Annotated in this window: 23 protein-coding genes; 6 read left to right on the top strand and 17 right to left on the bottom strand. The window is 70.1% G+C overall.

The genetic code is table 11. The features are described from left to right. Positions 1 to 18 precede the first annotated feature (18 nt). Together ACF1CT_RS28980 and ACF1CT_RS28975 are read right to left on the bottom strand one after the other, a co-directional pair. Positions 19 to 1,098 (bottom strand): 1-aminocyclopropane-1-carboxylate deaminase, encoded by a 1,080-nt coding sequence (locus tag ACF1CT_RS28980; protein ID WP_391786931.1) that lies wholly within the window; start codon positions 1,096 to 1,098, stop codon positions 19 to 21. Between the two features lie 274 nt (positions 1,099 to 1,372). Beyond that, entirely contained in the window at positions 1,373 to 2,191 is an 819-nt protein-coding gene (locus ACF1CT_RS28975) for a GntR family transcriptional regulator (protein WP_391786930.1), read from the bottom strand. A 334-nt stretch (positions 2,192 to 2,525) separates the two neighbouring features. On the opposite strand from ACF1CT_RS28975, the gene ACF1CT_RS28970 reads away from it, so the two are divergent. Further along, positions 2,526 to 3,194: a potassium channel family protein gene (locus ACF1CT_RS28970; RefSeq protein ID WP_391786929.1), complete on the top strand. Its 669-nt coding sequence runs from the start codon at positions 2,526 to 2,528 to the stop codon at positions 3,192 to 3,194. Next, positions 3,194 to 3,877: a potassium channel family protein gene (locus tag ACF1CT_RS28965; protein ID WP_391786928.1), complete on the top strand. Its 684-nt coding sequence runs from the start codon at positions 3,194 to 3,196 to the stop codon at positions 3,875 to 3,877. Before ACF1CT_RS28970 ends, ACF1CT_RS28965 begins: the two co-directional genes overlap by 1 nt. Positions 3,878 to 4,063: 186 nt before the next feature. Here the strand turns inward: ACF1CT_RS28965 and ACF1CT_RS28960 are convergent, their stop codons facing one another. The 4 genes from ACF1CT_RS28960 to ACF1CT_RS28945 form a co-directional block, all read right to left on the bottom strand. Continuing rightward, positions 4,064 to 4,828 carry a DUF3159 domain-containing protein gene (locus ACF1CT_RS28960; protein WP_391786927.1) on the bottom strand — a complete coding sequence of 255 codons (765 nt, stop codon included), beginning with the start codon at positions 4,826 to 4,828 and terminating at the stop codon, positions 4,064 to 4,066. Positions 4,829 to 4,831: 3 nt separating this feature from the next. After that, entirely contained in the window at positions 4,832 to 5,248 is a 417-nt protein-coding gene (locus ACF1CT_RS28955) for an OB-fold nucleic acid binding domain-containing protein (protein ID WP_391786926.1), read from the bottom strand. A gap of 155 nt (positions 5,249 to 5,403) precedes the next feature. Then, positions 5,404 to 6,096 (bottom strand): response regulator, encoded by a 693-nt coding sequence (locus tag ACF1CT_RS28950; protein WP_391786925.1) that lies wholly within the window; start codon positions 6,094 to 6,096, stop codon positions 5,404 to 5,406. Between the two features lie 295 nt (positions 6,097 to 6,391). Then, complete coding sequence (locus tag ACF1CT_RS28945) at positions 6,392 to 8,935, bottom strand: DUF4118 domain-containing protein (protein WP_391786924.1); 2,544 nt, start codon at positions 8,933 to 8,935, stop codon at positions 6,392 to 6,394. Between the two features lie 515 nt (positions 8,936 to 9,450). Here ACF1CT_RS28945 and ACF1CT_RS28940 point away from each other — a divergent pair. Continuing rightward, positions 9,451 to 10,494, top strand: coding sequence for a M20/M25/M40 family metallo-hydrolase (locus ACF1CT_RS28940; protein ID WP_391786923.1), 1,044 nt, complete (start codon positions 9,451 to 9,453; stop codon positions 10,492 to 10,494). A 142-nt stretch (positions 10,495 to 10,636) separates the two neighbouring features. Then, on the top strand, positions 10,637 to 12,076 hold the full coding sequence (locus ACF1CT_RS28935) for a M1 family metallopeptidase (RefSeq protein ID WP_391786922.1): 1,440 nt from the start codon (positions 10,637 to 10,639) through the stop codon (positions 12,074 to 12,076). A 60-nt stretch (positions 12,077 to 12,136) separates the two neighbouring features. Here the strand turns inward: ACF1CT_RS28935 and ACF1CT_RS28930 are convergent, their stop codons facing one another. The 7 genes from ACF1CT_RS28930 to ACF1CT_RS28900 all read right to left on the bottom strand — a co-directional run bounded on the left by ACF1CT_RS28930 (position 12,137) and on the right by ACF1CT_RS28900 (position 19,083). Beyond that, positions 12,137 to 12,805: a potassium-transporting ATPase subunit C gene (locus ACF1CT_RS28930; protein WP_391786921.1), complete on the bottom strand. Its 669-nt coding sequence runs from the start codon at positions 12,803 to 12,805 to the stop codon at positions 12,137 to 12,139. Between the two features lie 129 nt (positions 12,806 to 12,934). After that, entirely contained in the window at positions 12,935 to 15,061 is a 2,127-nt protein-coding gene (gene kdpB, locus ACF1CT_RS28925) for a potassium-transporting ATPase subunit KdpB (RefSeq protein WP_391786920.1), read from the bottom strand. Beyond that, positions 15,058 to 16,722: a potassium-transporting ATPase subunit KdpA gene (gene kdpA, locus ACF1CT_RS28920; protein ID WP_391786919.1), complete on the bottom strand. Its 1,665-nt coding sequence runs from the start codon at positions 16,720 to 16,722 to the stop codon at positions 15,058 to 15,060. Before kdpA ends, kdpB begins: the two co-directional genes overlap by 4 nt. A 7-nt stretch (positions 16,723 to 16,729) precedes the next feature. Next, positions 16,730 to 16,819 (bottom strand): K(+)-transporting ATPase subunit F, encoded by a 90-nt coding sequence (kdpF, locus tag ACF1CT_RS28915; RefSeq protein ID WP_037777601.1) that lies wholly within the window; start codon positions 16,817 to 16,819, stop codon positions 16,730 to 16,732. Between the two features lie 371 nt (positions 16,820 to 17,190). After that, entirely contained in the window at positions 17,191 to 17,964 is a 774-nt protein-coding gene (locus ACF1CT_RS28910) for a DUF3710 domain-containing protein (protein ID WP_391786918.1), read from the bottom strand. A 1-nt stretch (position 17,965) separates the two neighbouring features. Continuing rightward, entirely contained in the window at positions 17,966 to 18,499 is a 534-nt protein-coding gene (dut, locus tag ACF1CT_RS28905; RefSeq protein WP_391786917.1) for a dUTP diphosphatase, read from the bottom strand. Then, positions 18,499 to 19,083 (bottom strand): PaaI family thioesterase, encoded by a 585-nt coding sequence (locus ACF1CT_RS28900; protein WP_391786916.1) that lies wholly within the window; start codon positions 19,081 to 19,083, stop codon positions 18,499 to 18,501. Before ACF1CT_RS28900 ends, dut begins: the two co-directional genes overlap by 1 nt. A gap of 58 nt (positions 19,084 to 19,141) precedes the next feature. Here ACF1CT_RS28900 and ACF1CT_RS28895 point away from each other — a divergent pair, with 58 nt between their 5' ends. Next, positions 19,142 to 19,597, top strand: coding sequence for a DUF3093 domain-containing protein (locus ACF1CT_RS28895; RefSeq protein WP_391786915.1), 456 nt, complete (start codon positions 19,142 to 19,144; stop codon positions 19,595 to 19,597). Between the two features lie 122 nt (positions 19,598 to 19,719). Here ACF1CT_RS28895 and ACF1CT_RS28890 read toward each other — a convergent pair whose 3' ends face one another. From ACF1CT_RS28890 to ACF1CT_RS28875, 4 genes are all read right to left on the bottom strand, one after another. Further along, a complete protein-coding gene (locus tag ACF1CT_RS28890) occupies positions 19,720 to 20,703 on the bottom strand; it encodes a hypothetical protein (RefSeq protein ID WP_391786914.1) in 984 nt (327 codons plus the stop codon). A gap of 12 nt (positions 20,704 to 20,715) precedes the next feature. Continuing rightward, positions 20,716 to 21,012 carry a DUF4193 domain-containing protein gene (locus tag ACF1CT_RS28885; protein ID WP_003965732.1) on the bottom strand — a complete coding sequence of 99 codons (297 nt, stop codon included), beginning with the start codon at positions 21,010 to 21,012 and terminating at the stop codon, positions 20,716 to 20,718. 404 nt (positions 21,013 to 21,416) lie between these two features. Continuing rightward, complete coding sequence (locus ACF1CT_RS28880) at positions 21,417 to 22,646, bottom strand: sensor histidine kinase (RefSeq protein WP_391786913.1); 1,230 nt, start codon at positions 22,644 to 22,646, stop codon at positions 21,417 to 21,419. 6 nt (positions 22,647 to 22,652) lie between these two features. Then, positions 22,653 to 23,306: a response regulator transcription factor gene (locus ACF1CT_RS28875; RefSeq protein WP_383078773.1), complete on the bottom strand. Its 654-nt coding sequence runs from the start codon at positions 23,304 to 23,306 to the stop codon at positions 22,653 to 22,655. Positions 23,307 to 23,700: 394 nt separating this feature from the next. Here ACF1CT_RS28875 and ACF1CT_RS28870 point away from each other — a divergent pair, with 394 nt between their 5' ends. After that, a complete protein-coding gene (locus tag ACF1CT_RS28870; RefSeq protein WP_391786912.1) occupies positions 23,701 to 23,874 on the top strand; it encodes a hypothetical protein in 174 nt (57 codons plus the stop codon). Positions 23,875 to 23,997: the final 123 nt, after the last annotated feature.

Below are 23,997 nucleotides of genomic sequence, written 5' to 3'. Positions count from 1 at the left end.
CGTACGCTCGGGAGGGGCTCAGGCGCCCGGGAACAGGGCACTGTAGCCGTTCAGTGCGGGCTGACCGCCGAGGTGTGCGTAAAGGACGGTGGATTCCTGGGGGATTTCACCGCGGCTCACGAGATCGATCGTTCCGGCCATCGATTTTCCCTCGTACACGGGGTCGGTGATCATTCCCTCGGTCCGGGCGGCGATCCGCATTGCGTCGAGTGTGATGTCGTCAGGAATACCGTACGTGCCCGCGTGATAACGCTCGTCCAGTTCGATGTCGTCCGCGGTGAGTTCGCGGCGCACACCGATGAGCCGTGCGGTGGCCGCCGCGATCCGGGTGATCTGCTCACGGGTACGGGCCGGTTCGGCGGAGGCGTCGATGCCCAGAACCCGCCGCGGCCGGCCGCCCGCCTCTTCGAGCGCGGCGAAGCCCGCGACCATACCGGCCTGGGTGGAGCCGGTCACCGAGCAGACGACCACGGTGTCGAAGAAGACACCGAGCTCGCGTTCCTGCTCGGCGACCTCGTACGCCCAGTTCGCGAAGCCGAGCCCGCCGAGCGGATGGTCGGACGCGCCGGCGGGAATGGGGTACGGCTTGCCGCCGCTCTCCTCGACCTCGCGCATCGCCTGCTCCCAGCTCTCCTTGACGCCGATGCCGAATCCGGCGCGCACCAGCCTGACGTCGGCTCCGGCCAGACGACTGATCAGGATGTTGCCGACCTTGTCGTAGACGGCGTCGGGCCAGTCGACCCAGCTCTCCTGGACGAGGACGCACGAGAGGCCGGTGCGGGCGGCGACCGCCGCGACCTGCCGGGTGTGGTTCGACTGGACGCCGCCGATGGAGACGAGCGTGTCGCAGCCCTGGGCGAGGGCGTCGGCGACGAGGTATTCGAGCTTGCGGGTCTTGTTGCCTCCGTAGGCGATGCCGGAGTTGCAGTCCTCCCGCTTGGCCCAGATATCGGCGCCGCCGAGGTGGTCGGTGAGCCGGTCGAGACGGTGGACGGGCGAGGGGCCGAAGAGGAGGGGGTGGCGGTCGTACGAGGAGAGGGAGACCGAAGCGGAAGGAGAGGCGGGCGTGGCGGAGGCGGAGGGGAACGTGTGCGTCACGGAAGGGCTCCCTGGGTCGGGGCGGAGTGATGCGGGGTGAGTGATGCGGGAGGTGAGTGATACGGGAGGTGAGTGATGTTGCGGGAGGCGAGTGATGTGGGGCGGAGCGATGCGCGGGATGAGTGGTGCGGGGTGGGTCCGGAGGTGGGTGTCGGCCGCGAGGCGTACGGGGTCCGTGTATCCGGGATGAGCGGGGGTGGGTGGATGGGTACGGGCCGGATGGGCCGGCGCAGGTCGACCGCCGGGTCGTCAACGGAGTCGGCCGGACAGCCCGTCAGCCGGTGTGTCCTGCGTGAGCCACGTCCCCCTTCGTGGCTTCGGCCACCGGGTGGGACGGTCCTCCGTCGGCCACTGCCCCGGACAGTTCGCCGGCCGGATCGTCGGACGGGGCCTCGGACGGGGCCTCGGACGATTCGCCAGCCGGGTCATCGGACGGGTCATCGGACGGGTCATCGACGAGTTCTTCGAGCGCCCGCCAGATCTCGGCGGTGATCCGGGCCGCCGCGTCGGCGTCGCGCTCCGCGCACGCCTCGATCAACCGGTCGTGCAGCTCCGCCGAGCCGTGCGCCGCGCTCGCCGTGCCGAACTGTCGCCACTCCAGCCGTCGCAGCAGAGGCGTGTACCGCTCGACGGTGGCGGCCACGGCACGGTTGCCGCAGGCGGCGACGAGCACGCCGTGGAGCCGGTCGTCGGCATGCAGCGCGTCCGCCACGTCACCACGACGGGTCGCGTCCCGGAAGCCGTCGTTCGCCTCGCGCATCGCGGTGACGTCCGCGTCCGTGAGACGGGGCACCGCGGTCCTGGCGGCAAGCTCCTGCATCGCCCGTACCACCGCCGCGGCGTCCCGGACGTCACCCGGGACCAGCCGGGTCACCCGGGTGTAGCTCTGCGGCTTGGATTCGACCAGGCCCTCACCGGAGAGACGGGACAGCGCGTCCCGCACCGGGGCCCGGGACAGGCCGAGGCGTTCGGCGAGGTCGGCGTCACGGACAGGGGCACCGGGCGGGATGTCACCGCGGACGATGGCGTCCCGGATCGCCTCGTACGCGGTGTCCCGCAGCAGGGTCCGTCGGACCGGGCGCAAGGTCTCCATGAACTGACATGTTAGATGTCTGTTCATTGTTCGTTCAAGGGTCCGTCGCGTGGTTCGAGGAATCGTCAGGTGACGGGAGGGATTGTCAGGCGGTCGGAGCGATCGCCGTGCGTCCGGCCGGTGGGCGCGGATGGTGTCCGGGCCGCCCGCCCATGTCACCGGGCACGACGAAAACGCGGCCGGATGAGGCTTCGCGCTCCCCGCCGCTTAAGCTCATCCTGGGCAACGGGACGAACCGTTGCCCCGTTGTTTTGCCCGGCAAGCTGAGGAAGAAGTGTGAGCAGGGTGTTTTCGCAGGTCAGCCGGATGACCAGGACTGCGAGGTAGGCACAAGGTGCACATCGTCATCATGGGCTGCGGGCGAGTGGGAGCCGCTCTCGCGCAGACCCTGGAGCAGCAGGGGCACACGGTCGCCGTCGTGGATCAGGACCCCACGGCCTTCCGGCGCCTCGGGTCGGGTTTCGGCGGGCGACGCGTGACCGGGGTCGGCTTCGACCAGGACACCCTCCGCGAGGCCGGAATCGAGGAAGCCGGCGCGTTCGCCGCGGTGAGCAGCGGCGACAACTCGAACATCATCGCCGCCCGGGTGGCCCGCGAGATGTTCGGCATCGAGAACGTCGCGGCGCGGATCTACGACCCCCGCCGTGCCGAGGTCTACCAGCGTCTCGGCATTCCCACGGTCGCCACCGTGCGCTGGACCGCGGACCAGATGCTGCGGCGGCTGCTGCCGTCGGGCGCGGAGCCGCTGTGGCGCGATCCGAGCGGTGGTGTACAGCTCGCTGAGGTGCACACCACTCCCTCCTGGATCGGCCACAAGATCAGCACCCTGCAGGAGGAGACGGGCGTCCGCGTGGCGTTCCTCACCCGGTTGGGCGAAGCCATACTGCCCAGCTCGCAGACGGTGCTGCAGGAGGGCGACCTGGTCCACGTGATGATGCGTACGGACGAGATCGCACAGGTCGAGGCAGCCTTCGCCGAAGGGCCCGAGGAGGGCGGTCACTGATGCGTGTCGCGATTGCCGGTGCCGGCGCGGTGGGCCGTTCCATCGCCGGCGAGTTGCTGGAGAACGGGCACGAGGTCCTGCTCGTCGACAAGGCTCCGACGGCCATCTCGGTGGAGCGGGTGCCGATGGCGGAGTGGCTGCTGGCCGACGCCTGCGAGATCACCTCGCTCGACGAGGCGGCGCTCCAGCGCTGCAGCGTCGTGATCGCGGCGACCGGCGACGACAAGGTGAACCTCGTCGTCTCGCTGCTCGCCAAGACCGAGTACGGCGTGCCGAGGGTCGTCGCCCGGGTGAACAACCCGAAGAACGAGTGGCTGTTCAACGAGGCGTGGGGCGTCGATGTGGCGGTGTCCACCCCTCGCCTGATGTCGGCCCTGGTCGAGGAGGCGGTGAGCGTCGGCGACCTGGTACGGCTGCTGCGCTTCAGCCATGGTGACGCCAATCTGGTCGAGCTGACGCTGCCGCCGGAGTCGGCGCTGGCCGGAACCCAGGTCGGTGAAGTGGCCTGGCCCGAGGACACCTCGCTGGTCACCATCATCCGCGGGCAGCGCGTGCTGACGCCGAGCACCGAGGAGACGCTGGAGGCGGGCGACGAGCTGCTGTTCGTTGCCGCGCAGGCCCGCGAGGAGCAGCTGGAGGACCTGTTGTCGGTGCGCCGGGGCGGCGGCGGCTCCGCGGACTGACGCACGACGCGGAGGCGTACCACCGGGACGTGTACGACCCGCGTGTACGACAGCCGGAGGGCCCGGAACCGTTCCACACGGTTCCGGGCCCTCCGGCTGTGGCTTCCCGCTCGCGCTCCCGCTCTCCGCTTCCGGCTGTGGCTTCCCGCTCGCGCTCTCCGCTTCCGGGTCGCTGTCGCGGGTTGGTCAGAACTCCTGGTTCCGGGGCGCGACGGCCGCCTCCTGCGCCTTGCGGGCCTTCTCGGCCTCCTCCTCCGCCTCCATCTCGGCGAAGACGTCGATCGGCGGCGGGGCCTTGGCGAGGAAGACCCAGGTCAGGTATACGGCAAGCAGGAACGGCGGGATCTTCAGGGCGACCAGCACCCAGCCGAGCTGAGTGGTGTCGGCCCACCAGTACAGCGGGAAGAGGATCGCGCACTTGGCGAGCAGGATCAGTCCCCAGGCATAGCTGGCCTTGGCATACGCCTTCTTGCGGCCGGGGTTCCTGGTACGCCAGGAGAGGTTCTCCTTGAACACAGGCCCAAGGATCAGCCCGATCAGCGGCACCCCGGCAAGAGTGGTGATCAGGTAGGCCAGTGCCAGGCCCAGCGTGTACACCATGCCCGGCAGGTAGAAGTCCTTGGCGTTGCCGGTCATCATCGCGAAGACCACGCCGAAGGCCACGCCGAAGACGCCGCTGAAGGCGTGCTTGACGGTGTCCTTGCGGATCAGTCGTACGGCGACGAGGACCAGGGACACCACCAGGGCCGCGATGGCCGAGACGTGCAGGTCCTTGTTGATCGTGAAGATCGTGACGAAGAGCAGCCCCGGAAGAACTGTCTCCACCATCCCCCGGACACCGCCGAACGCTTCGAAGAGCGCTGCCTCGGTGACCGCTTTCGCTTCGGCCTCCTGGTGGTCGGTGCGGGCGATGCGTTCCGTGTCGGACGACGGCTTGTCGAGAGACGTCACCGGCTACTCCTTGCCGAGCGGTCGGAGTTCGTATTTGGGATTGAACAGCACCCGGCGTCCGTGACTCATGGCGATCCGGCCCGAGGCGATGAGCCTGCGACCCGGCTCTATGCCGACGATGGAGCGTCGGCCGAGCCAGACCACGTCCAGCGGCGCGGTGCCGTCGAACAGCTCCGCCTCCAGGGCGGGGACTCCGGCGCGCGGCCGCAGGGTGACCGTCCGCAAGGTACCAGTCACCTTCACGATCTGCCGGTCGGTGCATTCGGAGATCCGGGTGCACCCCGAAGCCTGCGCGTCCTCCTGCAGCTCCTCGGACTCCAGATCCTCCTGCGAGCTGGACAACCGGTCGAGCATCCGGCGAAAGCGACCGGAAGGCTTCTCCGCCTTGCCGGACTTCTCGGATCGAGGAACAGCACTCATACCCGAAGGGTACCGGTCTCCCGTGCCCCGGGCGGGTGTCCCCCGTCTCACTCGAACGAGTCATCCAACAGGCCCCTCGCACGGCAGCCGCCCGCGCCCCGCCGATCCCCCGCCGCGCCGGCCGGGCATCCCGCGGTCGGCGGATTCCCGCCCGTTCAGCCGCGCTCGAAGCGGTACCCCATCCCCGGTTCGGTGACGAAGTGCCGGGGGTGCGAGGGATCGGTCTCCAGCTTGCGCCTGAGTTGTGCCATGTAGACCCGCAGGTAGTTGGTCTCGGTCCCGTACGAGGGCCCCCAGACCTCCTGGAGAAGCTGCTTCTGGCTGACCAGTCGGCCGCTGTTGCGGACCAGGACCTCCAGCAGGTGCCACTCAGTGGGGGTGAGACGCACATCGCGGCCCGCGCGGTGGACCTTCTTCGCCGCCAGATCGACGGTGAATCCCTCGGTCTCGACCATCACCACGTCGTCGGTGCCCTGCCCTCCGACGGGTTCGGCGCGGCGTACGGCGGCCCGCAGCCGGGCCAGGAGTTCGTCCATGCCGAACGGCTTGGTGACGTAGTCGTCCGCTCCGGCGTCCAGCGCCTCGACCTTCTCGTCGGAAGTGTGGCGAGCGGAGAGCACCAGGATCGGCACCCGGGTCCAGCCGCGCAGCCCCCTGATCACCTCGACGCCGTCCATGTCGGGCAGTCCGAGGTCGAGGACGACGACGTCGGGGTGGCGGGCGGCGGCGAGCTGGAGGGCGGTGGCGCCGTCGGGCGCGGCGTCCACCTCGTACTTGCGCGCCTTCAGGTTGATCACGAGAGCGCGTACGATCTGCGGCTCGTCGTCGACCACGAGCACCCGGGTCATGGGCGTCCTGCCTCTCTGCTGCACGGCTCGATGCCTCTGCTGTACGGCTCTGCCACTGTCTGTGCTGTTTCTACTGTCTCTGCTGTCTCTGCTGTCTCTGCTGTCTCTGCTGTCTCTGCTGTTTCTACTGCCTCTGCTGTTTCTACTGCCTCTGCTGCCTCTGCTGTCCGTACTGTTTCCGCTGTCCGTGCTCTGCGGCTCCGGTGTGTCCGTGCGGTCCGGCGTTTCGGCCGTACGGCTCCGCCGCGCGGCGGCCTCCCGGGGCCGCCCGGAGATCTCGGGGTGGCCGGCGCGGTCATGTGGTGGTCCGCGCGGGCAGGTCGGCGACGGCCGGGGCATGTCCCGGGGCCGCCTTCAGCGTCAGCACCATGGTGAGACCGCCGCCGGGGGTGTCCTCGGCGTCCAGCGTGCCGCCCATGGACTCCACGAACCCGCGGGCGACGGCCAGGCCCAGCCCGACGCCCGCCCCGCGCGGGGCATCGCCGTAGCGCTGGAAGGGCTCGAAGATGCGGTCCTTGGCGTCGTCGGGAACGCCGGGGCCCCGGTCGGCCACCCGCAGTTCGACGCGTTCGCCCAGTGCGCTGGCGGCGGCGGTGACGCGCTGCCCGTCTGGGCTGTACTTGACGGCGTTCTCGACGATGTTGGCGACGGCCCGCTCCAGCAGTCCGGGATCGACGTCGACCATCGGCAGGGTCTCCGGGATGTCCAGGTCCACGCTGTCCTCGGGAACTCCGCCGAGGGCCATCGGGACCACCTCGTCGAGGTCGATCTCGCGAATCAGCGGGGTGACGGTGCCGGTCTGCAGCCGGGACATGTCCAGCAGGTTGCCCACGAGGTGGTCGAGCCGGTCGGCGCCGTTCTCGATGCCCTCCAGCAGTTCGGCCTCGTCCTCGTCGGACCAGGCGACGTCGTCCGATCGCAACGAGGTGACGGCGGCCTTGATGGCGGCGAGGGGGGTGCGCAGGTCGTGACTGACGGCGGCGAGCAGCGCGGTCCTGATCCGGTTGCCCTCGGCGAGCCGCCGCGCCTCCTCCGCCTCGTCGACGAGTCGCTGGCGTTCCAGGACGACGGCGGCCTGGGCCGCGAAGGCACCGAGCACCCGGCGGTCCTCGGCGGGCAGCGGCCGGCCGGAGAGCGCGAGCGCCATGTGGTCGCCGACCGGCATGTCCACATCGGCGTCCTCCGGCCGCTCCACCGGTCCCGGTCCGACGCTCCCGGCACAGGTCCACGGGTCGACGTCGCTGCGCCGCTCCAGCAGGGCGACGGACTCCATGCCGAACGTCTCACGGACCCGGTCCAGCAACGCGTCCAGAGTGGTCTCGCCGCGCAGCACGCTGCCGGCCAGGAAGGAGAGGATCTCCGACTCGGCACGCAACCGGGCCGCCTGATGGGTACGGCGGGCCGCGAGGTCGACGACCGAGGCGACCGAGACCGCCACCGCGAAGAAGATCACGATGGCGACGAAGTTCTCCGGGTCCTGCACGGTCAGGGTGTGCGTGGGCGGGGTGAACCAGTAGTTCAGCAGCAGGGAGCCGACGGCGGCCGACGCGAGGGCGGGCAGCAGCCCGCCGAGCAGGGCCGCGAGAACCGTCATGAAGAGGAAGAGCAGGACGTCGTTGGCGAGTCCGGGACCGTTGTCCAGACCGCGCAGGAGCAGCGTGAGCAGGGCCGGACCGCCGACGCCGAACAGCCAGCCCCAGATGATCCGGACCCGGCCCAGTCGGGCCCCGCGGGCGATCGGCAGCCCGCGCCCCTTGGCTACCTCTTCGTGGGTGACGATGTGGACGTCGAGGTCGGGGCCCGACTCCCGGGCGACGGTGGCACCGACGCCCGGTCCGTAGATGTACTGCCAGGCCTTGCGTCGGCTGGAGCCGAGGACGATCTGCGTGGCGTTCACCCCACGGGCGAATTCGAGCAGCGCCGACGGTATGTCGTCGCCTATGACGTGGTGGAAGGTGCCGCCCAGGTCCTCGACGAGGGTGCGCTGGACGGTGAGCTCCTTGGGCGAGGCCGACGTCAGCCCGTCGCTGCGGGCGATGTAGACGGCGAGGATCTCGCTGCCGGAGCCCTTGGCCGCCATCCGGGACGCGCGGCGGATCAGCGTACGGCCCTCGGGGCCGCCGGTGAGTCCGACCACGATGCGTTCGCGGGCCTGCCAGGTGGTGCGGATGTTGTGCTCGCCCCGGTACTGCTGGAGGTACTCGTCGACCCGGTCGGCGACCCAGAGGAGGGCCAGCTCACGCAGTGCGGTCAGGTTGCCGGGGCGGAAGTAGTTGGACAGGGAGGCGTCGATCCGGTCCGGCTTGTAGATGTTGCCGTGGGCCATCCGGCGGCGCAGTGCCTGGGGGGACATGTCGACGAGTTCGATCTGGTCGGCCCTGCGGACGACTTCGTCGGGGACGGTCTCGCGCTGCCGCACGCCGGTTATCGACTCGACGACGTCGCCGAGCGACTCCAGGTGCTGGATGTTGACGGTCGAGATCACGTCGATCCCGGCCTTCAGGAGCTCCTCGACGTCCTGCCAGCGCTTGGCGTTGCGGGAACCCGGCACGTTGGTGTGCGCCAGTTCGTCCACCAGGGCCACGACAGGGGCACGTTCCAGGACGGCGTCGACGTCCATCTCGGTGAAGACGGTGGCGCGGTACTCGATCTCCCTGCGGCGGATCTGCTCCAGACCGTGCAGCATCACCTCGGTGCGCGGGCGGTCGTGGTGTTCCACGAAGGCGACGACGCAGTCGGTGCCCCGCTCCACCCTGCGGTGGGCCTCGGAGAGCATCGCGTACGTCTTGCCGACGCCGGGTGCCGCGCCCAGGTAGATCCGAAGCTTGCCGCGTGCCATGGCCCCATTGTCTTCTCGAAAGCCGGCTGCGGCCGATGCGGCAGCCACTCCGAAACTACCCCGCGGATTTCCGGCAAATAGGGCGGGGGTGGGGTTCGGAGACCGAATTGACAGGATTCTGACGCCACGCCCCGCGGCGTCGCTCCGGAGCACGGTGCCGCCCATTTCCCGTCCGCCTCCGTCCACGAACCCTCCGTCCGCGAGCTTCCGGGGGCCTCCCGGGCGGCAAAATCGCTTTCCGACGGCTTCCCGACAACTTCCTTACACGCCGCGGCCAGCCTTGCCGGGGTCAGCAGGTCCGTCCGCCCTCAGAGCCGGTCGGGTGACCTCTGGCCGGGCGGCCACGTCCTGGCACGCACGCTTCCGGCGTTGCCGGGATGACCGAGTAGCTCCGCTGCTGGGCCATGCCAGCGCCTTGGAATCGCACGCGCCATGCCCCGTCCGCTTTCCGGTCGAAGGTCACCCGACAAGCTCTCGGGCGCGGGGGGATCCGCCGCCCGTCCCGAAAGGCACGCATGACGACACGCAGCAGTCTTCCCGGCCCCGGCGCCCGAACCCTCATGGCACCCCTGGCCCCGGTCCTGGTCCTCGCCCTGGTCACGGTGCCCGTCATCACGGCCACCGCGCACCCCCGGAGCCCCGTCTCCCCCGTCGCCGCGCAGAACACCACCACCGCACAGAACACCACCGCCGCCCAGGACACCACCACCGCGCAGAAGCCCATCAGCGCGCAGGGCCCCGCCACCGCGCAGAGCCCAGCCGTCCCGGCCGTCTCCGAGCAGCAGGTGATGTCCCATCTGCGTGCTCTGCAACGCATCGCCGACCGCAACGGCGGCAATCGCGCTCACGGTACGAAGGGGTACGCGCAGTCCGTGGCGTACGTGAAGCGCGCCCTGGACCTTGCCGGTTTCCGGACGCGGCTGGCGCCCTTCACCCACGCCGGTGTCACCGGCCACAACCTGATCGCCGACTGGCCGGGCGGCGATCAGGACCACGTGCTGCTGACCGGCGCCCACCTGGACAGCGTGCCGGAGGGGCCGGGCATCAACGACAACGGGTCGGGATCGGCCGCGGTCCTGGCCACCGCCCTCCAGGTGGCCGAGTCCGGCCTGAAGCCGAAGCGGCACCTCCGCTTCGCCTGGTGGGGTGCGGAGGAACCCGGGCTGATCGGTTCGGCGGACTACGTCGGGAAGCTCTCCGAGGCCGATCGCCGCAGGATCGACGTCTACCTCAATTTCGACCAGGCGGGCAGCAGGAACACCGATCAGTGGCTCGTGGTCCACGACGACGAGCACGGCGAGACGGAGGCCCAGCAGGCGTTCGAGTCGTGGTTCGCCGAGCGCGGCGTCCCGACGTTCGACATCGGGGTCGGCGGTTCGGACCACGAGTCGTTCGGAAACGCGGGCATCCCGTCGTCCGGCTTCAGCACCGGCATCTCGGACTGCATCCATGAGGCCTGCGACAACCTCGCCAACGTCGACCCGAAGACGGAGACGACCAGCACCAACGCCATCGTCGGCGTGGTGTGGAAACTCGCCGCCGCTGTTCCCCGGCGCTGACCCGTCCCGCCCCCGGAACACGTCATCGCCGACCGTCCCGGGACCTCCGGCGCCAACCCGCCCCGCCCCGCCCCCGGGAGAACGGCACACCGGCCGACCGTCCCGGGACCCGTCACCGACCGACCACCCCAGGAATCGAGACATGCGCAGACTGCCGAACCAGCGCCGCACAACCGTCGCCGCCCTCGCCACCGCCGTGGTGAGCGCCGTCGTCCTGGTCGCCTCCCCCGCCTCGGCCGCCATCGGTGGTCCGGGCGTCGGCGACCCGTACTTCCCCGACGACGGCAACTCCGGCTACGACGTGTCCCACTACGACGTCCGGATCGCCTACGACCCGGCGCACACCGAGCGTCTCGACGGCGACACCACCGTCACCGCCCGTGCCCTGACCCGTCTGGACCGGTTCAGCCTGGACCTCAAGGGGTTCACCGTGGCGTCGGTCGCCGTGAACGGCACCCCGGCGAAGACGTTCTCCCGGGCCGGTGCCCATGAACTGGTGATCACCCCGGCCCATCCGGTCGCGAAGGGCACGACCTTCACGGTCCGGGTGACGTACGCGGGCAGGCCCGACGCCGAGGGCTGGCACACCCTGGCGAGCGGCGGCGCGTACGTGGCGGGCGAACCGCACTCCGCGACCTCCTGGTACCCGGCCAACGACCACCCGTCCGACAAGGCCACCTTCGCCCTCACCGCGACGGTGCCCGACGGCTGGAAAGTGATCGGGAACGGTCTGCCGGGGCCGGAGACCACCGAGAACGGCCGGCGCACCTTCCGCTGGTTCGAGGACAAGCCGATGGCCACCTATCTCAGCACGGTCGCCATCGACCGGTTCACCGTGCACCGGGGCAGGACGGCCGCCGGAACGCCCGTCATCACGGCGTACAGTCCGGACGCCGTGATCGACGCGGACGCGGAGGCCGAGCAGACCGAGATCCTGGACTTCCTCGCCTCGAAGTTCGGCCCGTACCCCTTCTCCTCCGCCGGCGCGATCGTGGTCGGGGCCACCAAGGAGCCGGCCAACGGCCCTCTCGCGCTGGAGACGCAGAGCCGCCCCACCTACGGGGCGATGCTCTTCGACGCGTCGGTGGTCCACGAGAACACCCATCAGTGGTTCGGCGACAGCGTCTCGTTCGAGGACTGGCGGGACGGCTGCGTGGCGGAGTGCTTCGCCCAGTACGCCGGGCAGTTGTGGGAGGAGCACAAGGGCGCCGATCTGGACACGTACTACTACCGGTCCGAGGTGGAGGACTACCGGAACGACCCGTCGTTCTGGTCCGTCCGGCTCTACGACCCGGGCCCGGGCAGGGAGCTGGACCCGGCGCTGTACTCCAAGGGGTCCCTGATGCTGCACGCCCTGCGCCGTACGGTGGGCGACGAGGCGTTCTTCGGGACGCTGCGGACCTGGACGCACGACCACGCGTACGGCAATGCCTCGTTCCGGCGGTTCGAGGCGCTGGCGGCGAAGGTCTCGGGCCAGGACCTCAGGGGTTTCTTCGCGGCGTGGGTCGACGGCACGGTCGTCCCGCCGGAGAAGTACCTGTATCCGGGCAGCCTGGCCGAGTCGGCCGACGCGGCCGGGTAACGCCGGTACGGGGCAGTGCCGACGCCCCGGTGGCGTCGGCACTGCCCCGTCCGCCCGCCCTCACCCCCTGCCCACCAACTGTCCGAGCGCGATGTTGAGCCGCAGCACATTGACCGTCGGCTCCCCGACGAAGCCGAGGATCCGGCCGTCTGTCTGCTGTTCGACGAGCTTCTCCACCCGGTCGACGCCGAGGTGGTTCCGCTCGGCCACGCGGCGCACCTGCAGCCGCGCGTAGGCCGGTGAGATCCCGGGGTCGAGGCCGGAGCCGGAGGAGGTGACGGCGTCGGCCGGTACCTCGGCGGGGTTCACCGGGTGGCCGGGGACGGAGTTGTCCTTGACGACGGCGGCCTTGGCTGCCTTCACCTCGGCGACGAGTTCGCTGTTGTCACCGGCGAGGTTGGTCGCACCGGAGACGAGCAGCTTGTACTGGGTGTTGACGCTGTTGGTGGCGAGACCGTCGGAGGGGCGCGGCTGGAACCATCGCAGGTCCGGGGCCGCGGTCGCCTGCCCCTTCGTCGGCGGCAGGTCGTAGCGCTGTCCGATGAGTGCGGAGCCGACGACCCTGCCGCCGGCACTGATCTCGGAACCGTTGGCCTGGTGGGGAAGAACGCCCTGGGCGACGCCCGTCACGGCGAGCGGGTAGAGCACGCCGCAGAGGACGGTGAGGACGAGCAGGGCACGCAGTCCCGCCCAGAGCAACCGGGCGGTGTTTGCTACGGAGTTGTTCATGGCAGCTCAGCCAATCCCTCATGGGGTCGGCCCGGGACACGGGATTCGGTCCGGTCCCCGGAAAAGGATCCGGAACAGGATCCGGTCCGGTCCGGGGGACACGCTTCGTGCTCGGTCCCGGGGCGGGGGTCAGTTCAGTCCGGGGACGAGGGAGATGATCAGATCGATGATCTTGATGCCGACGAACGGGGCGACCAGGCCGCCGAGTCCGTAGAGCCCGAGGTTGCGGCGGAGCATCGAGTCGGCGCTGCTGGGCCGGTAGCGCACGCCCTTCAGGGCGAGCGGGACCAGCGCGACGATGATCAGCGCGTTGAAGACGACCGCCGACAGGATCGCGGACTGCGGCGAGGACAGTTGCATGATGTTGAGCTTGTCCAGACCCGGGTAGACCGCCGCGAACATCGCCGGGATGATCGCGAAGTACTTCGCGACGTCGTTGGCGATCGAGAACGTCGTCAGCGCGCCCCGGGTGATGAGCAGTTGCTTTCCGATCTCGACGATCTCGATGAGTTTCGTCGGGTTGGAGTCCAGGTCCACCATGTTCCCGGCCTCCTTCGCGGCCGAGGTGCCGGTGTTCATGGCCACGCCGACATCCGCCTGGGCCAGCGCCGGGGCGTCGTTGGTGCCGTCGCCCGTCATCGCGACGAGTTTGCCGCCCGCCTGCTCGCGCTTGATGAGGGCCATCTTGTCCTCGGGGGTGGCCTCGGCGAGGAAGTCGTCGACGCCCGCCTCCTCGGCGATGGCCTTCGCGGTCAGCGGGTTGTCGCCCGTGATCATGACCGTCCTGATGCCCATCCGGCGCAGTTCGTCGAACCGCTCCCGCATGCCCTCCTTGACGACGTCCTTGAGGTGGACGACGCCCAGGACGCGGGCTCCGCGCCCGTCCTCCAGTGCCACCAGCAGCGGTGTGCCACCGGCCCCGGAGATCCGGTCGGTGAGTTCCCGCACCTCCGGGGCGACGCTGCCGCCGCACTCCTGGACCCAGGCGGTGACCGAACCGGTCGCGCCCTTGCGGACCCTGCGCCCGTCGACGTCCACGCCGGACATCCGGGTCTGGGCGGTGAAGGCGACCCAGTCGGCCTGCCGCAGCTCGCCCCGGTGGCGTTCGCGCAGCCCGTACCGCTCCTTGGCGAGGACGACGATCGAGCGGCCCTCGGGGGTCTCGTCGGCCAGCGAGGAAAGCTGTGCGGCATCCGCCAGTTCGGCCGCGGTGGTGCCCGCGACGGGGAGGAACTCGGCGGCCCGGCGGTTGCCGAGCGTGATGGTGCCGGTCTTGTCGAGCAGCAGGGTGGAGACGTCTCCGGCGGCCTCGACCGCGCGCCCCGACATGGCGAGCACGTTGCGCTGCACCAGCCGGTCCATGCCCGCGATGCCGATCGCGGAGAGCAGGGCGCCGATGGTGGTCGGGATGAGGCAGACGAGCAGTGCGGTGAGCACGATCATCGACTGCTCCCGTCCGGCGTGGACCGCGAACGGCTGGAGGGTGACGACGGCGAGCAGGAAGACGATGGTGAGGGACGCCAGCAGGATGTTCAGCGCGATCTCGTTGGGCGTCTTCTGCCGTGCGGCGCCCTCGACGAGGGAGATCATCCGGTCGATGAACGTCTCACCGGGCCTGGTGGTGATTTTGATGACGATGCGGTCGGAGAGCACCTTCGTGCCTCCGGTGACGGCGCTGCGGTCGCCGCCCGACTCCCGGATGACGGGCGCCGACTCGCCCGTGATGGCGGACTCGTCGACGCTCGCGACGCCCTCGATGACGTCCCCGTCACCGGGGATGACGTCTCCGGCCTCGCAGACCACCTGATCACCGATGCGCAGCTCGGTGCCCGGTACCCGCTCCTCGTTCCTGCCGATGATCCGGCGGGCGGCGGTGTCGGTGCGGGCCCGGCGCAGGGTGTCGGCCTGCGCCTTGCCGCGTCCCTCGGCGACCGCCTCCGCCAGGTTGGCGAAGATCGTGGTCAGCCACAGCCAGGCGGCGATCGCCCAGCCGAACCATTCGCCCGGGTCGAGGCAGGCCAGCACGGTGGTGAACACCGAACCGACCAGGACCACGAACATCACCGGGGACTTGGCCATCACCCGGGGATCGAGCTTGCGCAGCGCGCCCGGGATGGACGTGAGCAGTTGCCGGGGATCGAACAGGCCCCCGCCGACGCGGCCTTCGCCCGAGCGACCGGTGGGTGCGTCCCGGTGCGGTGCCCGGGTGGGGGTGACAGTGGACATCGCGTCCTCTTGCTCCGTACGAGTGGTCATGACGCCAGCCCTTCGGCCAGCGGCCCCAGCGCCAGGGCCGGGAAGTAGGTAAGCGCGGCGACGATCAGCACCGTGCCGACCAGCAGTCCGCTGAAGAGCGGTTTGTGGGTGGCGAGGGTTCCGGCGGTCACCGGTACGGGCCGCTGCCCGGCCAGCGAGCCGGCCAGCGCGAGGACGAACACCATGGGCAGGAACCGGCCGAGCAGCATCGCGAGACCGATGGTCGTGTTGAACCACTGGGTGTTCGCGTTCAGCCCGGCGAACGCGGAACCGTTGTTGTTCGCGCCGGAGGTGTACGCGTACAGCACCTCGGAGAAGCCGTGCGCGCCCGGATTGAGGATCGAATGGGGCGGGGTGGGCAGGACGAGGGCCAGGGCGGTGAAGCAGAGCACCAGCGCCGGGGTGATCAGGATGTAGCAGGCGGCGAGCTTGATCTCGCGGGTACCGATCTTCTTGCCGAGGTACTCGGGTGTGCGGCCGACCATCAGCCCCGCGAGGAACACCGCGATGACCGCCACGATCAGCATTCCGTAGAGGCCGGACCCGACACCGCCGGGCGCGACCTCGCCGAGTTGCATCCCCAGCATCGCGATCCCGCCGCCGAACCCCGTGTACGAGGAGTGGAAGGAGTTCACCGCGCCGGTGGAGGTGAGGGTGGTGGCGACGGCGAAGATCGACGAGCCGGCGATCCCGAACCGGGTCTCCTTGCCCTCCATCGCCCCGCCGGCGAGCTCGAACGCGGGCCCGTGGTGGGCGAATTCGGTCCACATCATCAGGGCGGTGAAGCCGAGCCAGATGCCCCCCATCGCCCCGAGGATCGCGTAGCCCTGCTTCGTCGAACCGACCATCCGGCCGAACGTCCTGGTCAGCGCGGTCGGGATGACCAGGATCAGGAAGATCTCGAAGAGGTTGGACAGCCCGTTGGGGTTCTCGAAGGGGTGGGCCGAGTTGGCGTTGAAGTAGCCGCCGCCGTTCGTGCCCAACTCCTTGATGACCTCCTGCGAGGCCACCGCGCCGCCGTTCCACTGCTGCGGGCCGCCCATGAACTGACCGACCTCGTGGATGCCCGCGAAGTTCTGGATGGCGCCGCAGGCGACCAGCACCAGTGCGCCGACGACGGAGAGCGGCAGCAGGACGCGGACGGTGCCGCGCACCAGGTCGGCCCAGAAGTTGCCGAGTTCGCCGGTGCGGGACCTGGCGAAGCCCCTTACCAGGGCGACGGCGACGGCGATGCCGACGGCGGCGGAGACGAAGTTCTGCACCGCCAGGCCGCCGGTCTGGACGACGTGGCCCATGGCCTGTTCGCCCGCGTAGGACTGCCAGTTGGTGTTCGCGACGAACGAGGCCGCGGTGTTGAACGCCTGGTCGGGGGTGATCGAGGCGAAGCCCAGGGACCCGGGCAGGCTGCCCTGGAGCCGCTGGAGGAGGTAGAGGAGCAGGACGCCCACCGCGGAGAAGGCGAGCACACCGCGCAGATACGCGGGCCAGCGCATCTCGGTGTCGGGGTTGGCGCCGATGGCCCGGTACATCCACTTCTCGACCCGGAGGTGCTTCGTGGAGCAGTAGACGCGGGCCATGTGGTCGCCGAGCGGCCGGTACACCAGTCCCAGCGCCACGACGAGCGCGAGGACCTGGAGCACACCGGCGAGGACGGAACTCATATCGGGCTCAGAACCTCTCCGGGTACAGAAGGGCGAGGACGAGATAGCCCAGCAGGGCGACGGCCACGACGAGGCCGACCACGTTTTCGGCGGTCACAGCCTGGCCACCCCCTTCGCTATGAGGGCCACCAGCGCGAACACCGCGATCGTGACGACGACGAAGGCCACATCAGCCATCGTGTGCTCCTGGATGAGGTACGGATTCTCTGACCTCTTGAGGAAACCTCTCGTCGCACCCGTTTCGACCTGTGTTGATGGCTCCCTTACGGGGAACGGCGAGCCCTTGACGACGCGCTGACGTGCCCCATACGCGCCCCATACACGCGCCCTCGTGCGCCCCTGTCCCTCCCCTGCCGGGAACGCGAAAAGGGCCGGTGGGTGGCTCCCCTTCCGGAAAGGGAAGCCACCCACCGGCCCTCAGCCGACGGGGCGCGGCCCGCGCGAGCGAGCCACTCGACGCACCTCGGCTCAGCGCACCTCGGTGATCTCCGGGCCGCGCTGGAGCTGACCCATGCCGCCGGAGAACTTGGAGTTCTCCTGGCTCTCCTGCTGGACTCCCTCGGGCACCATCTGGGCGTCGTTGGGGAGCTTGAGGACGATCGGATCGCGCGGCGCCATCGGGCCCTCGCCGCGGACGACCACGGTGTCCCGGAAAACCGTCTCCAGCAGCCCCGCGGCCTCCGGCTGCACGGCGCCCTGGCCGGAGATCACTCCACGCAGGAACCAACGCGGCCCGTCGACGCCGACGAAACGCACGAGCTGCACGCCGTTCGTCCCGTCCGGGAGCTGTACGGGGACCTGGGCCCGCAACTCCCAGCCCAGCGGGCCCTCGACCTCGTCGATGATCCCGCCCTGCTGGGTGATGCCCGAGGCGATCTCCTCGCGGACCTCGCCCCAGATGCCCTCCTTCTTGGGGGCCGCGAACGCCTGGAGCTGCACGGCGCTGTCGCGCAGCACCACGGTCGCGGCGACGATCGCGTCACCGGCGACCTCGACGCGCAGCTCCATGCCCTCGACACCGGGCACGAAGATGCCGCCCAGGTCGACCCGGCCCTCGCCGGGCTCCGAGACCTCGGTGATGTCCCACGGTCCGTCCGGCCGCGGCGCCGGCGGGAGGTTCACCCGGCGCGGGCCGCTGTCGGCCCCGTCGGTGTCATCGAGCTCGTCGACGACCTGCTCGGCCTCGCGCGCTTCGTCCGCCACGTCCTCGGCGGAACCACTCTTCTTGCGACGTCCGAACACGTCACTGTCCTTCCCGGTCGGGTACGACCGAAGCGTAGCTGTTTCCGCCCTGGTTGATCCCGCCCCCGACGCCATCGACCGCACCGGAGGCGTGGCCCCCGGTGGATCCGAAGCCACCCTCGCCACGGGCCGAACCGGGCAACTCGGTCACCTCGTGGAAGCGCACCTTCTCGACCCGCTGCACCACCAGCTGGGCAATCCGGTCGAACCTCTCGAACCGCACCGGCTCGCGCGGGTCGAGGTTGATGACGATCACCTTGATCTCTCCACGGTACCCGGCATCGACCGTCCCCGGGGCGTTCACGAGTGCGACTCCGCAGCGGGCCGCGAGCCCGGACCGCGGGTGCACGAACGCGGCGTACCCGTCGGGCAGCGCGATCGACACCCCGGTCGGCAGCATCACCCGCTCGCCCGGGGCGAGCTCGGCGGGCTCGGTGGTCACCAGGTCGACCCCGGCGTCACCGGGGTGCCCGTAGGCCGGAATCGGCACCGCCGGGTCGACCCGGCGGATCAGTACGTCCACGGGCGGCCGCATCAGGGGTTCACCTCGAACGCACGGGCGCGCCGGACCTGGTCCGGGTCGGCCATCGCGGCCTCGATCTCGGCCGGGCGACCGTTCTCGATGAAGTGGTCGACCTTCACCTCGATGAACAGCGCCTCGGCACGGACCGCCACCGGGCCGTCCGGGCCCCCTATCCGGCCGATCGCCCGGGAGTAGATCTTGCGGCCGTGCACCGCGGTGATCTCGGCGTCGAGATGCAGCACGGTGTCCACCGGGACCGGTCGCACGAAGTCGGTCTCCAGCCGCCCGGTCACCGCGATCACCCGCAGCAGCCAGTTCAGCGAGCCGAGCGTCTCGTCCAGCGCGGTGGTCAGGATGCCGCCGTGCGCCAGCCCCGGGGCTCCCTGGTGCGCCGCCTTCACGGTGAACTCGGCGGTGACGCTCACGCCCTCGCCGGCCCGTGCCTGGAGGTGCAGCCCGTGCGACTGCGACCCGCCACAGCCGAAACAGTGTTCGTAGTGCGCGCCGAGGAGCTCACCGGGCGCCGGGGCTTCGGGGTGCCGGACGGGTTTCACCGCGTCGGCGGGGGGATTCAGGGCCGCAGATGTTCCACTCACAGGCGCAGACCTTACCCGCGCCGTCGGTGTCGCGGCGCACCGTGCCAAGCTTGGGTTCATGCAGCCTTCCGCCCCGCCCTTCGACGAACGACTGACCGCGCCCCGTTCGTGGTGGCTCATCGCCTTCCTGATCGGTATCGCCTGCGCGCTGATGCTGCTGCCGCTCGGCACCGTGCCGCTGCTGGCCGGTCTGGTGGGCGGCACCGCACTGTCGGCGGTCGCGGTGAGCTCGTACGGCTCGGCCAGGATCCGGGTGGCGGCGGGGTCCCTGGTGGCCGGGGACGCCCGCATTCCGGTGTCGGCGCTCGGTGAGGCCGAGGTGCTGGACGCCGACGAGGCGCGCGCGTGGCGCTCGTACAAGGCGGACACCCGTGCGTTCATGCTGCTGCGCAGCTACATCCCGACGGCGGTCCGGGTGGAGGTCACCGACCCGCAGGACCCGACCCCGTACGTCTATCTGTCGACCCGGGAGCCGCAGGCCCTGGTCGACGCCCTCGGCGAGGCGCGCGCCTGACTTCCGGGCTCCGGGGTCCGTCGGCGCTGCGGGATTCGCCCCGTCCCGGGGACCCGCACCGCCCCTGTCCGTGCCTCTCCACGAGCTTCGGGGCTTCGTGCCCCGGGCGCTCCGTGGCCCGGTCAGCCCGTCGGTTTCCCCGGCAGGGCCTTGCGCGGGCCCCGCGTGCGTTCCGGGGGCGGCGGCGGTACCGGGAGCCGGTCCCAGGGGACCTGGCGCTCGCGCAGGTCGTTCCTGATCCGCTCGGCGACTCTTCTGGTGTCGCGCCGGTTCATCATCGCGCCGACGGCGGCGCCGATCATGAACGGGATCAGGTTCGGCACGTCGCGTGCCATGCGCTTCATGACCTGCCTGCGCAATTCGTGTTTCGTCCGGCTGCCCAGTGCCGCGTTGATCGTCAGGGGCTGGGCGATGTCGATGCCGCGTTCCTCCGTCCAGGACGAGAGGTAGGCGGTGGACCGTTGGGGGAGCCCGCCCGGCGGACGCAGTCCGTAGACCTCGTGCAGTTCCGCGACGAGCTTCATCTCGATCGCGGCCACACCGGTGATCTCGGCCGTCAGCTCGGCGAGCATCGCGGGCGGTACCGGCATCATGGCCGCCGCGCCGATTCCGGCACCGACGGTGGCGGTGGCCCTGCTCGCGCCCGCCACGAGCTTGTCGGCGAGCTCCTCCGGGCCGAGGCCCGGGAACTGCCCGCGCAACGTCGCGAGGTCGCGCACGGGGACGCGGGGAGCGGACGCGATGATCAGGTCGGCGATGCGACCGATCACGGCCCTCGCGTTCTCCCCGCTCCTGCGAACGCCCCGTCTCACCGAACCCGGACGGCGCGCCCCGGTCATGGGCCCCGTCCTGTCGAGCTCTCCGGCCGTATCGGCCGGTTCCGTTCCGTCATGTCCCACGGCCGCCGCTGCCGCTTCGAATGCCGCGGCTGCTTCGAGCGAGGCCGGTCGGCCTCGCTCGTCGTCACGCTCGCCCGGGGTTGGTGGCAGGGCGGACCGCTCGGCAGACGCTGTGGTGCGCTCTGCCGGGACCGGTCCGCCCTGTTCCGCCTCCGACGACTTCTTGCGCCGCAGGCGTCGCTTCCGGAACGGTTTGTCGCCTGCCACGGCCGACTCGGCCTAGTCGCAGTCGCGGCAGATCGGCTGGCCGTTCTTCTCGCGCGCCAGCTGGCTCCTGTGGTGTACGAGGAAACAGCTCATGCACGTGAACTCGTCGGCCTGCTTCGGCAGGACCCTGACGGCCAGCTCTTCGTTGGACAGGTCTGCGCCGGGCAGTTCCAGCCCTTCAGCCGCGTCGAACTCGTCGACGTCGACGGCGGACGCCGTCTTGTCGCTCCGGCGGGCCTTCAGCTCTTCGAGGCTGTCCTGATCGACGTCGTCGTCGGTCTTGCGTGGGGTGTCGTAATCCGTTGCCATGTCGCTCTCCCCCTCTGGGTGTCTGCGGTGTCTCAGCGCACGTAACGCGTGAGAGGCCGGACTTGTGCCCGACCCGAGGCGGAGATTTTGCCTCACATCAAGGTCTGTTACTCAATCGACACCCAAAAGGACCGCTCGGGAGTGATCGGCTTGGGTGGCGATGGGGACCGTACACGGTCCCGGCGTCGTGTCCCACAGGCGCCACCCCGTGTACTTCCCGTGATATCGGACCCGGGAAACCCTGATTTTTGCGGGGTTTCCGGCTACTGTGCCGATCACGGAGCGTTGAGGTCCGGACATTCTCCTCTGTGATCGATCACACACGACCACGTCGGTCACAGGTCCCGAAAATTCCGCCCAAAGCGAACAAAACTTTTCGGGTGCGCGGCGCTCCGTCCGGCCGGTCAGACCGGCAATGAGACACGCATCACAAGGCCGCCCCCTTCCCTCGGATCCGCGACGATACGGCCGCCGTGGGCGCGCGCCACGGACCGGGCGATCGACAGGCCGAGCCCGACCCCCTTGTCGCTGCCCGTTCGCTCCGTACGCAGCCGTTTGAAGGGCTCGAAGAGGTTGTCGATCTCGTACGCGGGCACCACCGGGCCCGTGTTCGATACCACCAGCACGGCATGACCGGACTGGAGCTCGGTGACGACCTCCACCCAGCCGCCTTCGGGAATGTTGTACCGCACGGCGTTCTGCACGAGGTTCAGCGCGATCCGCTCCAGCAGGACACCGTTGCCCTGGATGACGGCCGAGGTCCGTTCGCCGCGGATCTCCACGCCGCGCTCCTCGGCCTCGGCACGCGTCTGGTCGATGGCCCGGGAGGCGACCTCGGCGAGGTCGACCGGCTTGCGCTCGACGATCTGGTTGTCGCTGCGGGCGAGCAGCAGCAGTCCCTCCACCAGCTGCTCGCTGCGCTCATTGGTGGCCAGCAGGGTCTTTCCCAGCTGTTTCAGCTCCGGCGGAGCCTGCGGGTCCGAGAGGTGGACCTCCAGCAGGGTGCGGTTGATCGCGAGCGGCGTGCGCAGCTCGTGCGAGGCGTTGCCGACGAAGCGCTGCTGGGCCGTGAAGGCCCGCTCCAGGCGGTCGAGCATCTCGTCGAAGGTGTCGGCGAGCTCCTTCAGCTCGTCGTCCGGGCCGTCCAGCTCGATGCGGCGGGACAGGTCCGTTCCGGCCACCCTGCGGGCGGTACGGGTGATCCGGCCCAGCGGGGAGAGCACCCGGCCCGCCATCGCGTACCCGAAGGCGAACGCGATGACGCTGAGGCCGACCAGGGCCAGCAGTGACCGGTTCAGCAGCGTGTCCAGCGCCTGCTGTCGCTGGTGGTTCACGCAGGAGTTCATCGCCGTGTTGATGGCCTCCGACGTGGTCACCCCGCTGAAATCGCACACGCTGCTGGTGAGCTGATTGTTCACGATCTTGAACGGCAGCTCGCTGCCCACGTGCAGGGCCTGGGCTGCCAGCATGTAGATGATCGACAGCAGCAGGATGCCGGCGATCAGGAACATGCCGCCGTAGAGCAGCGTGAGCCGTATCCGGATGGTGGGGCGCAGCCAGTAGGGCGGCTCCTGCTGCTTGGGTTCCCAGGTGGGCTTGGGGGGCGCCGGCGGGGGCGCCTGGACGCTGGGCACCGGCGCTCAGATCCGGTAGCCGGAGCCGGGCACGGTCACGATCACCGGGGGCTCGCCGAGTTTGCGGCGCAGTGTCATGACCGTCACCCGCACGACGTTGGTGAACGGGTCGGTGTTCTCGTCCCAGGCCTTCTCCAGCAGCTGCTCGGCCGAGACGACCGCGCCCTCGCTGCGCATCAGCACCTCCAGCACGGCGAACTCCTTCGGCGCGAGCTGGATCTCGGCCTCGCCCCGGAAGACCTCGCGGCGATTGGGGTCCAGCTTGATGCCCGCCCGTTCCAGGACGGGCGGCAGCGCCACCGTCGTGCGTCGGCCCAGTGCGCGCACCCGCGCGGTCAGCTCGCTGAACGCGAACGGCTTGGGCAGGTAGTCGTCGGCCCCCAGTTCCAGACCCTCCACCCGGTCGCTGACGTCCCCGGACGCGGTGAGCATGAGCACCCGGGTCGGCATGCCCAGCTCCACGATCCGGCGGCAGACGTCGTCGCCGTGCACCAGGGGGAGATCCCGGTCCAGCACCACGACGTCGTAGTCGTTGACCTCGATGCGTTCCAGGGCTGCCGCGCCGTCGTACACGACATCGACGGCCATGGCCTCACGACGCAATCCGGTGGCCACCGCATCGGCGAGCAGCTGCTCGTCCTCCACGACGAGTACGCGCACGGCGCTGTCCTTCCTCAGAAACTTCACTACGGCGGAAACTTCACCGCGGCGGGAACCGCGGTGCGTGCCGATGCGCGCACGGTCCGTGACACGGGCCGCCCATCGGTACGGATGTGTGCGGCACCATCCTGCCCGCAACGCGCATAAACCGGCGGTAAGGCGGCGCTCCCCCACCTGTGCCTCCCGGGAATTCGCAGGATTTCCGGGCCAGTTGAGGTTTCTCCGAGGTGGGGGCCGGGGAGGACGCAAACACACCCGCGATCACGTCTCGAAATGTGGCGTCCCAGGCCACTCCGTCCCCGGAGAGCTCGTGATCACCAGCCCTACCGCCATCGCGCGGAGGGAAACCCCGGGCACACCCCCGTGCCACCGACCCACGCTGAGGGGGCGCATCATGGACGCTTTCACCGCAGGCCTGCTGCAACGGATCAAGACCACCGAGTCCGACCTCACCAGGGCTCGGGAGACGGGCGACGACTTCCTCGCGGACGTCGAGCAGAGCGAGCTGGACGACCTGCACCGCCTCGCGGCCGAGCACGGAGTCAAGATCGGCAGCAGCAGCGTCTGATCCGTCGTGGGGGGGGGGGCCCCCCCCCCGCCCCCCGGGGGGGGGGCCCCCCCCCCGCCGGGGGGGGGGGGGGGGGGGTTAGGGGGGCCACACGCCCCCCCCCCCGCGCCAGGGGGGGCGGCG

This window comes from Streptomyces sp. NPDC014734 (genome assembly GCF_043083325.1).
GTDB lineage: Bacteria > Actinomycetota > Actinomycetes > Streptomycetales > Streptomycetaceae > Streptomyces.
Note: the sequence above shows the minus strand (reverse complement) of the source record. Positions and strands in the feature narration are given on the sequence as shown.

Excerpts from the sequence above, each read along its gene's own strand:
- ACF1CT_RS28975 (WP_391786930.1), bottom strand. The coding sequence starts at position 2,191 with ATGGAGACCTTGCGCCCGGTCCGACGGACCCTGCTGCGGGACACCGCG.
- ACF1CT_RS28965 (WP_391786928.1), top strand. The coding sequence starts at position 3,194 with ATGCGTGTCGCGATTGCCGGTGCCGGCGCGGTGGGCCGTTCCATCGCC.
- ACF1CT_RS28955 (WP_391786926.1), bottom strand. The coding sequence starts at position 5,248 with ATGAGTGCTGTTCCTCGATCCGAGAAGTCCGGCAAGGCGGAGAAGCCT.
- ACF1CT_RS28950 (WP_391786925.1), bottom strand. The coding sequence starts at position 6,096 with ATGACCCGGGTGCTCGTGGTCGACGACGAGCCGCAGATCGTACGCGCT.
- ACF1CT_RS28945 (WP_391786924.1), bottom strand. The coding sequence starts at position 8,935 with ATGGCACGCGGCAAGCTTCGGATCTACCTGGGCGCGGCACCCGGCGTC.
- ACF1CT_RS28940 (WP_391786923.1), top strand. The coding sequence starts at position 9,451 with ATGACGACACGCAGCAGTCTTCCCGGCCCCGGCGCCCGAACCCTCATG.
- ACF1CT_RS28935 (WP_391786922.1), top strand. The coding sequence starts at position 10,637 with ATGCGCAGACTGCCGAACCAGCGCCGCACAACCGTCGCCGCCCTCGCC.
- ACF1CT_RS28930 (WP_391786921.1), bottom strand. The coding sequence starts at position 12,805 with ATGAACAACTCCGTAGCAAACACCGCCCGGTTGCTCTGGGCGGGACTG.
- kdpB (WP_391786920.1), bottom strand. The coding sequence starts at position 15,061 with ATGACCACTCGTACGGAGCAAGAGGACGCGATGTCCACTGTCACCCCC.
- kdpA (WP_391786919.1), bottom strand. The coding sequence starts at position 16,722 with ATGAGTTCCGTCCTCGCCGGTGTGCTCCAGGTCCTCGCGCTCGTCGTG.
- dut (WP_391786917.1), bottom strand. The coding sequence starts at position 18,499 with ATGCGGCCGCCCGTGGACGTACTGATCCGCCGGGTCGACCCGGCGGTG.
- ACF1CT_RS28895 (WP_391786915.1), top strand. The coding sequence starts at position 19,142 with ATGCAGCCTTCCGCCCCGCCCTTCGACGAACGACTGACCGCGCCCCGT.
- ACF1CT_RS28885 (WP_003965732.1), bottom strand. The coding sequence starts at position 21,012 with ATGGCAACGGATTACGACACCCCACGCAAGACCGACGACGACGTCGAT.
- ACF1CT_RS28870 (WP_391786912.1), top strand. The coding sequence starts at position 23,701 with ATGGACGCTTTCACCGCAGGCCTGCTGCAACGGATCAAGACCACCGAG.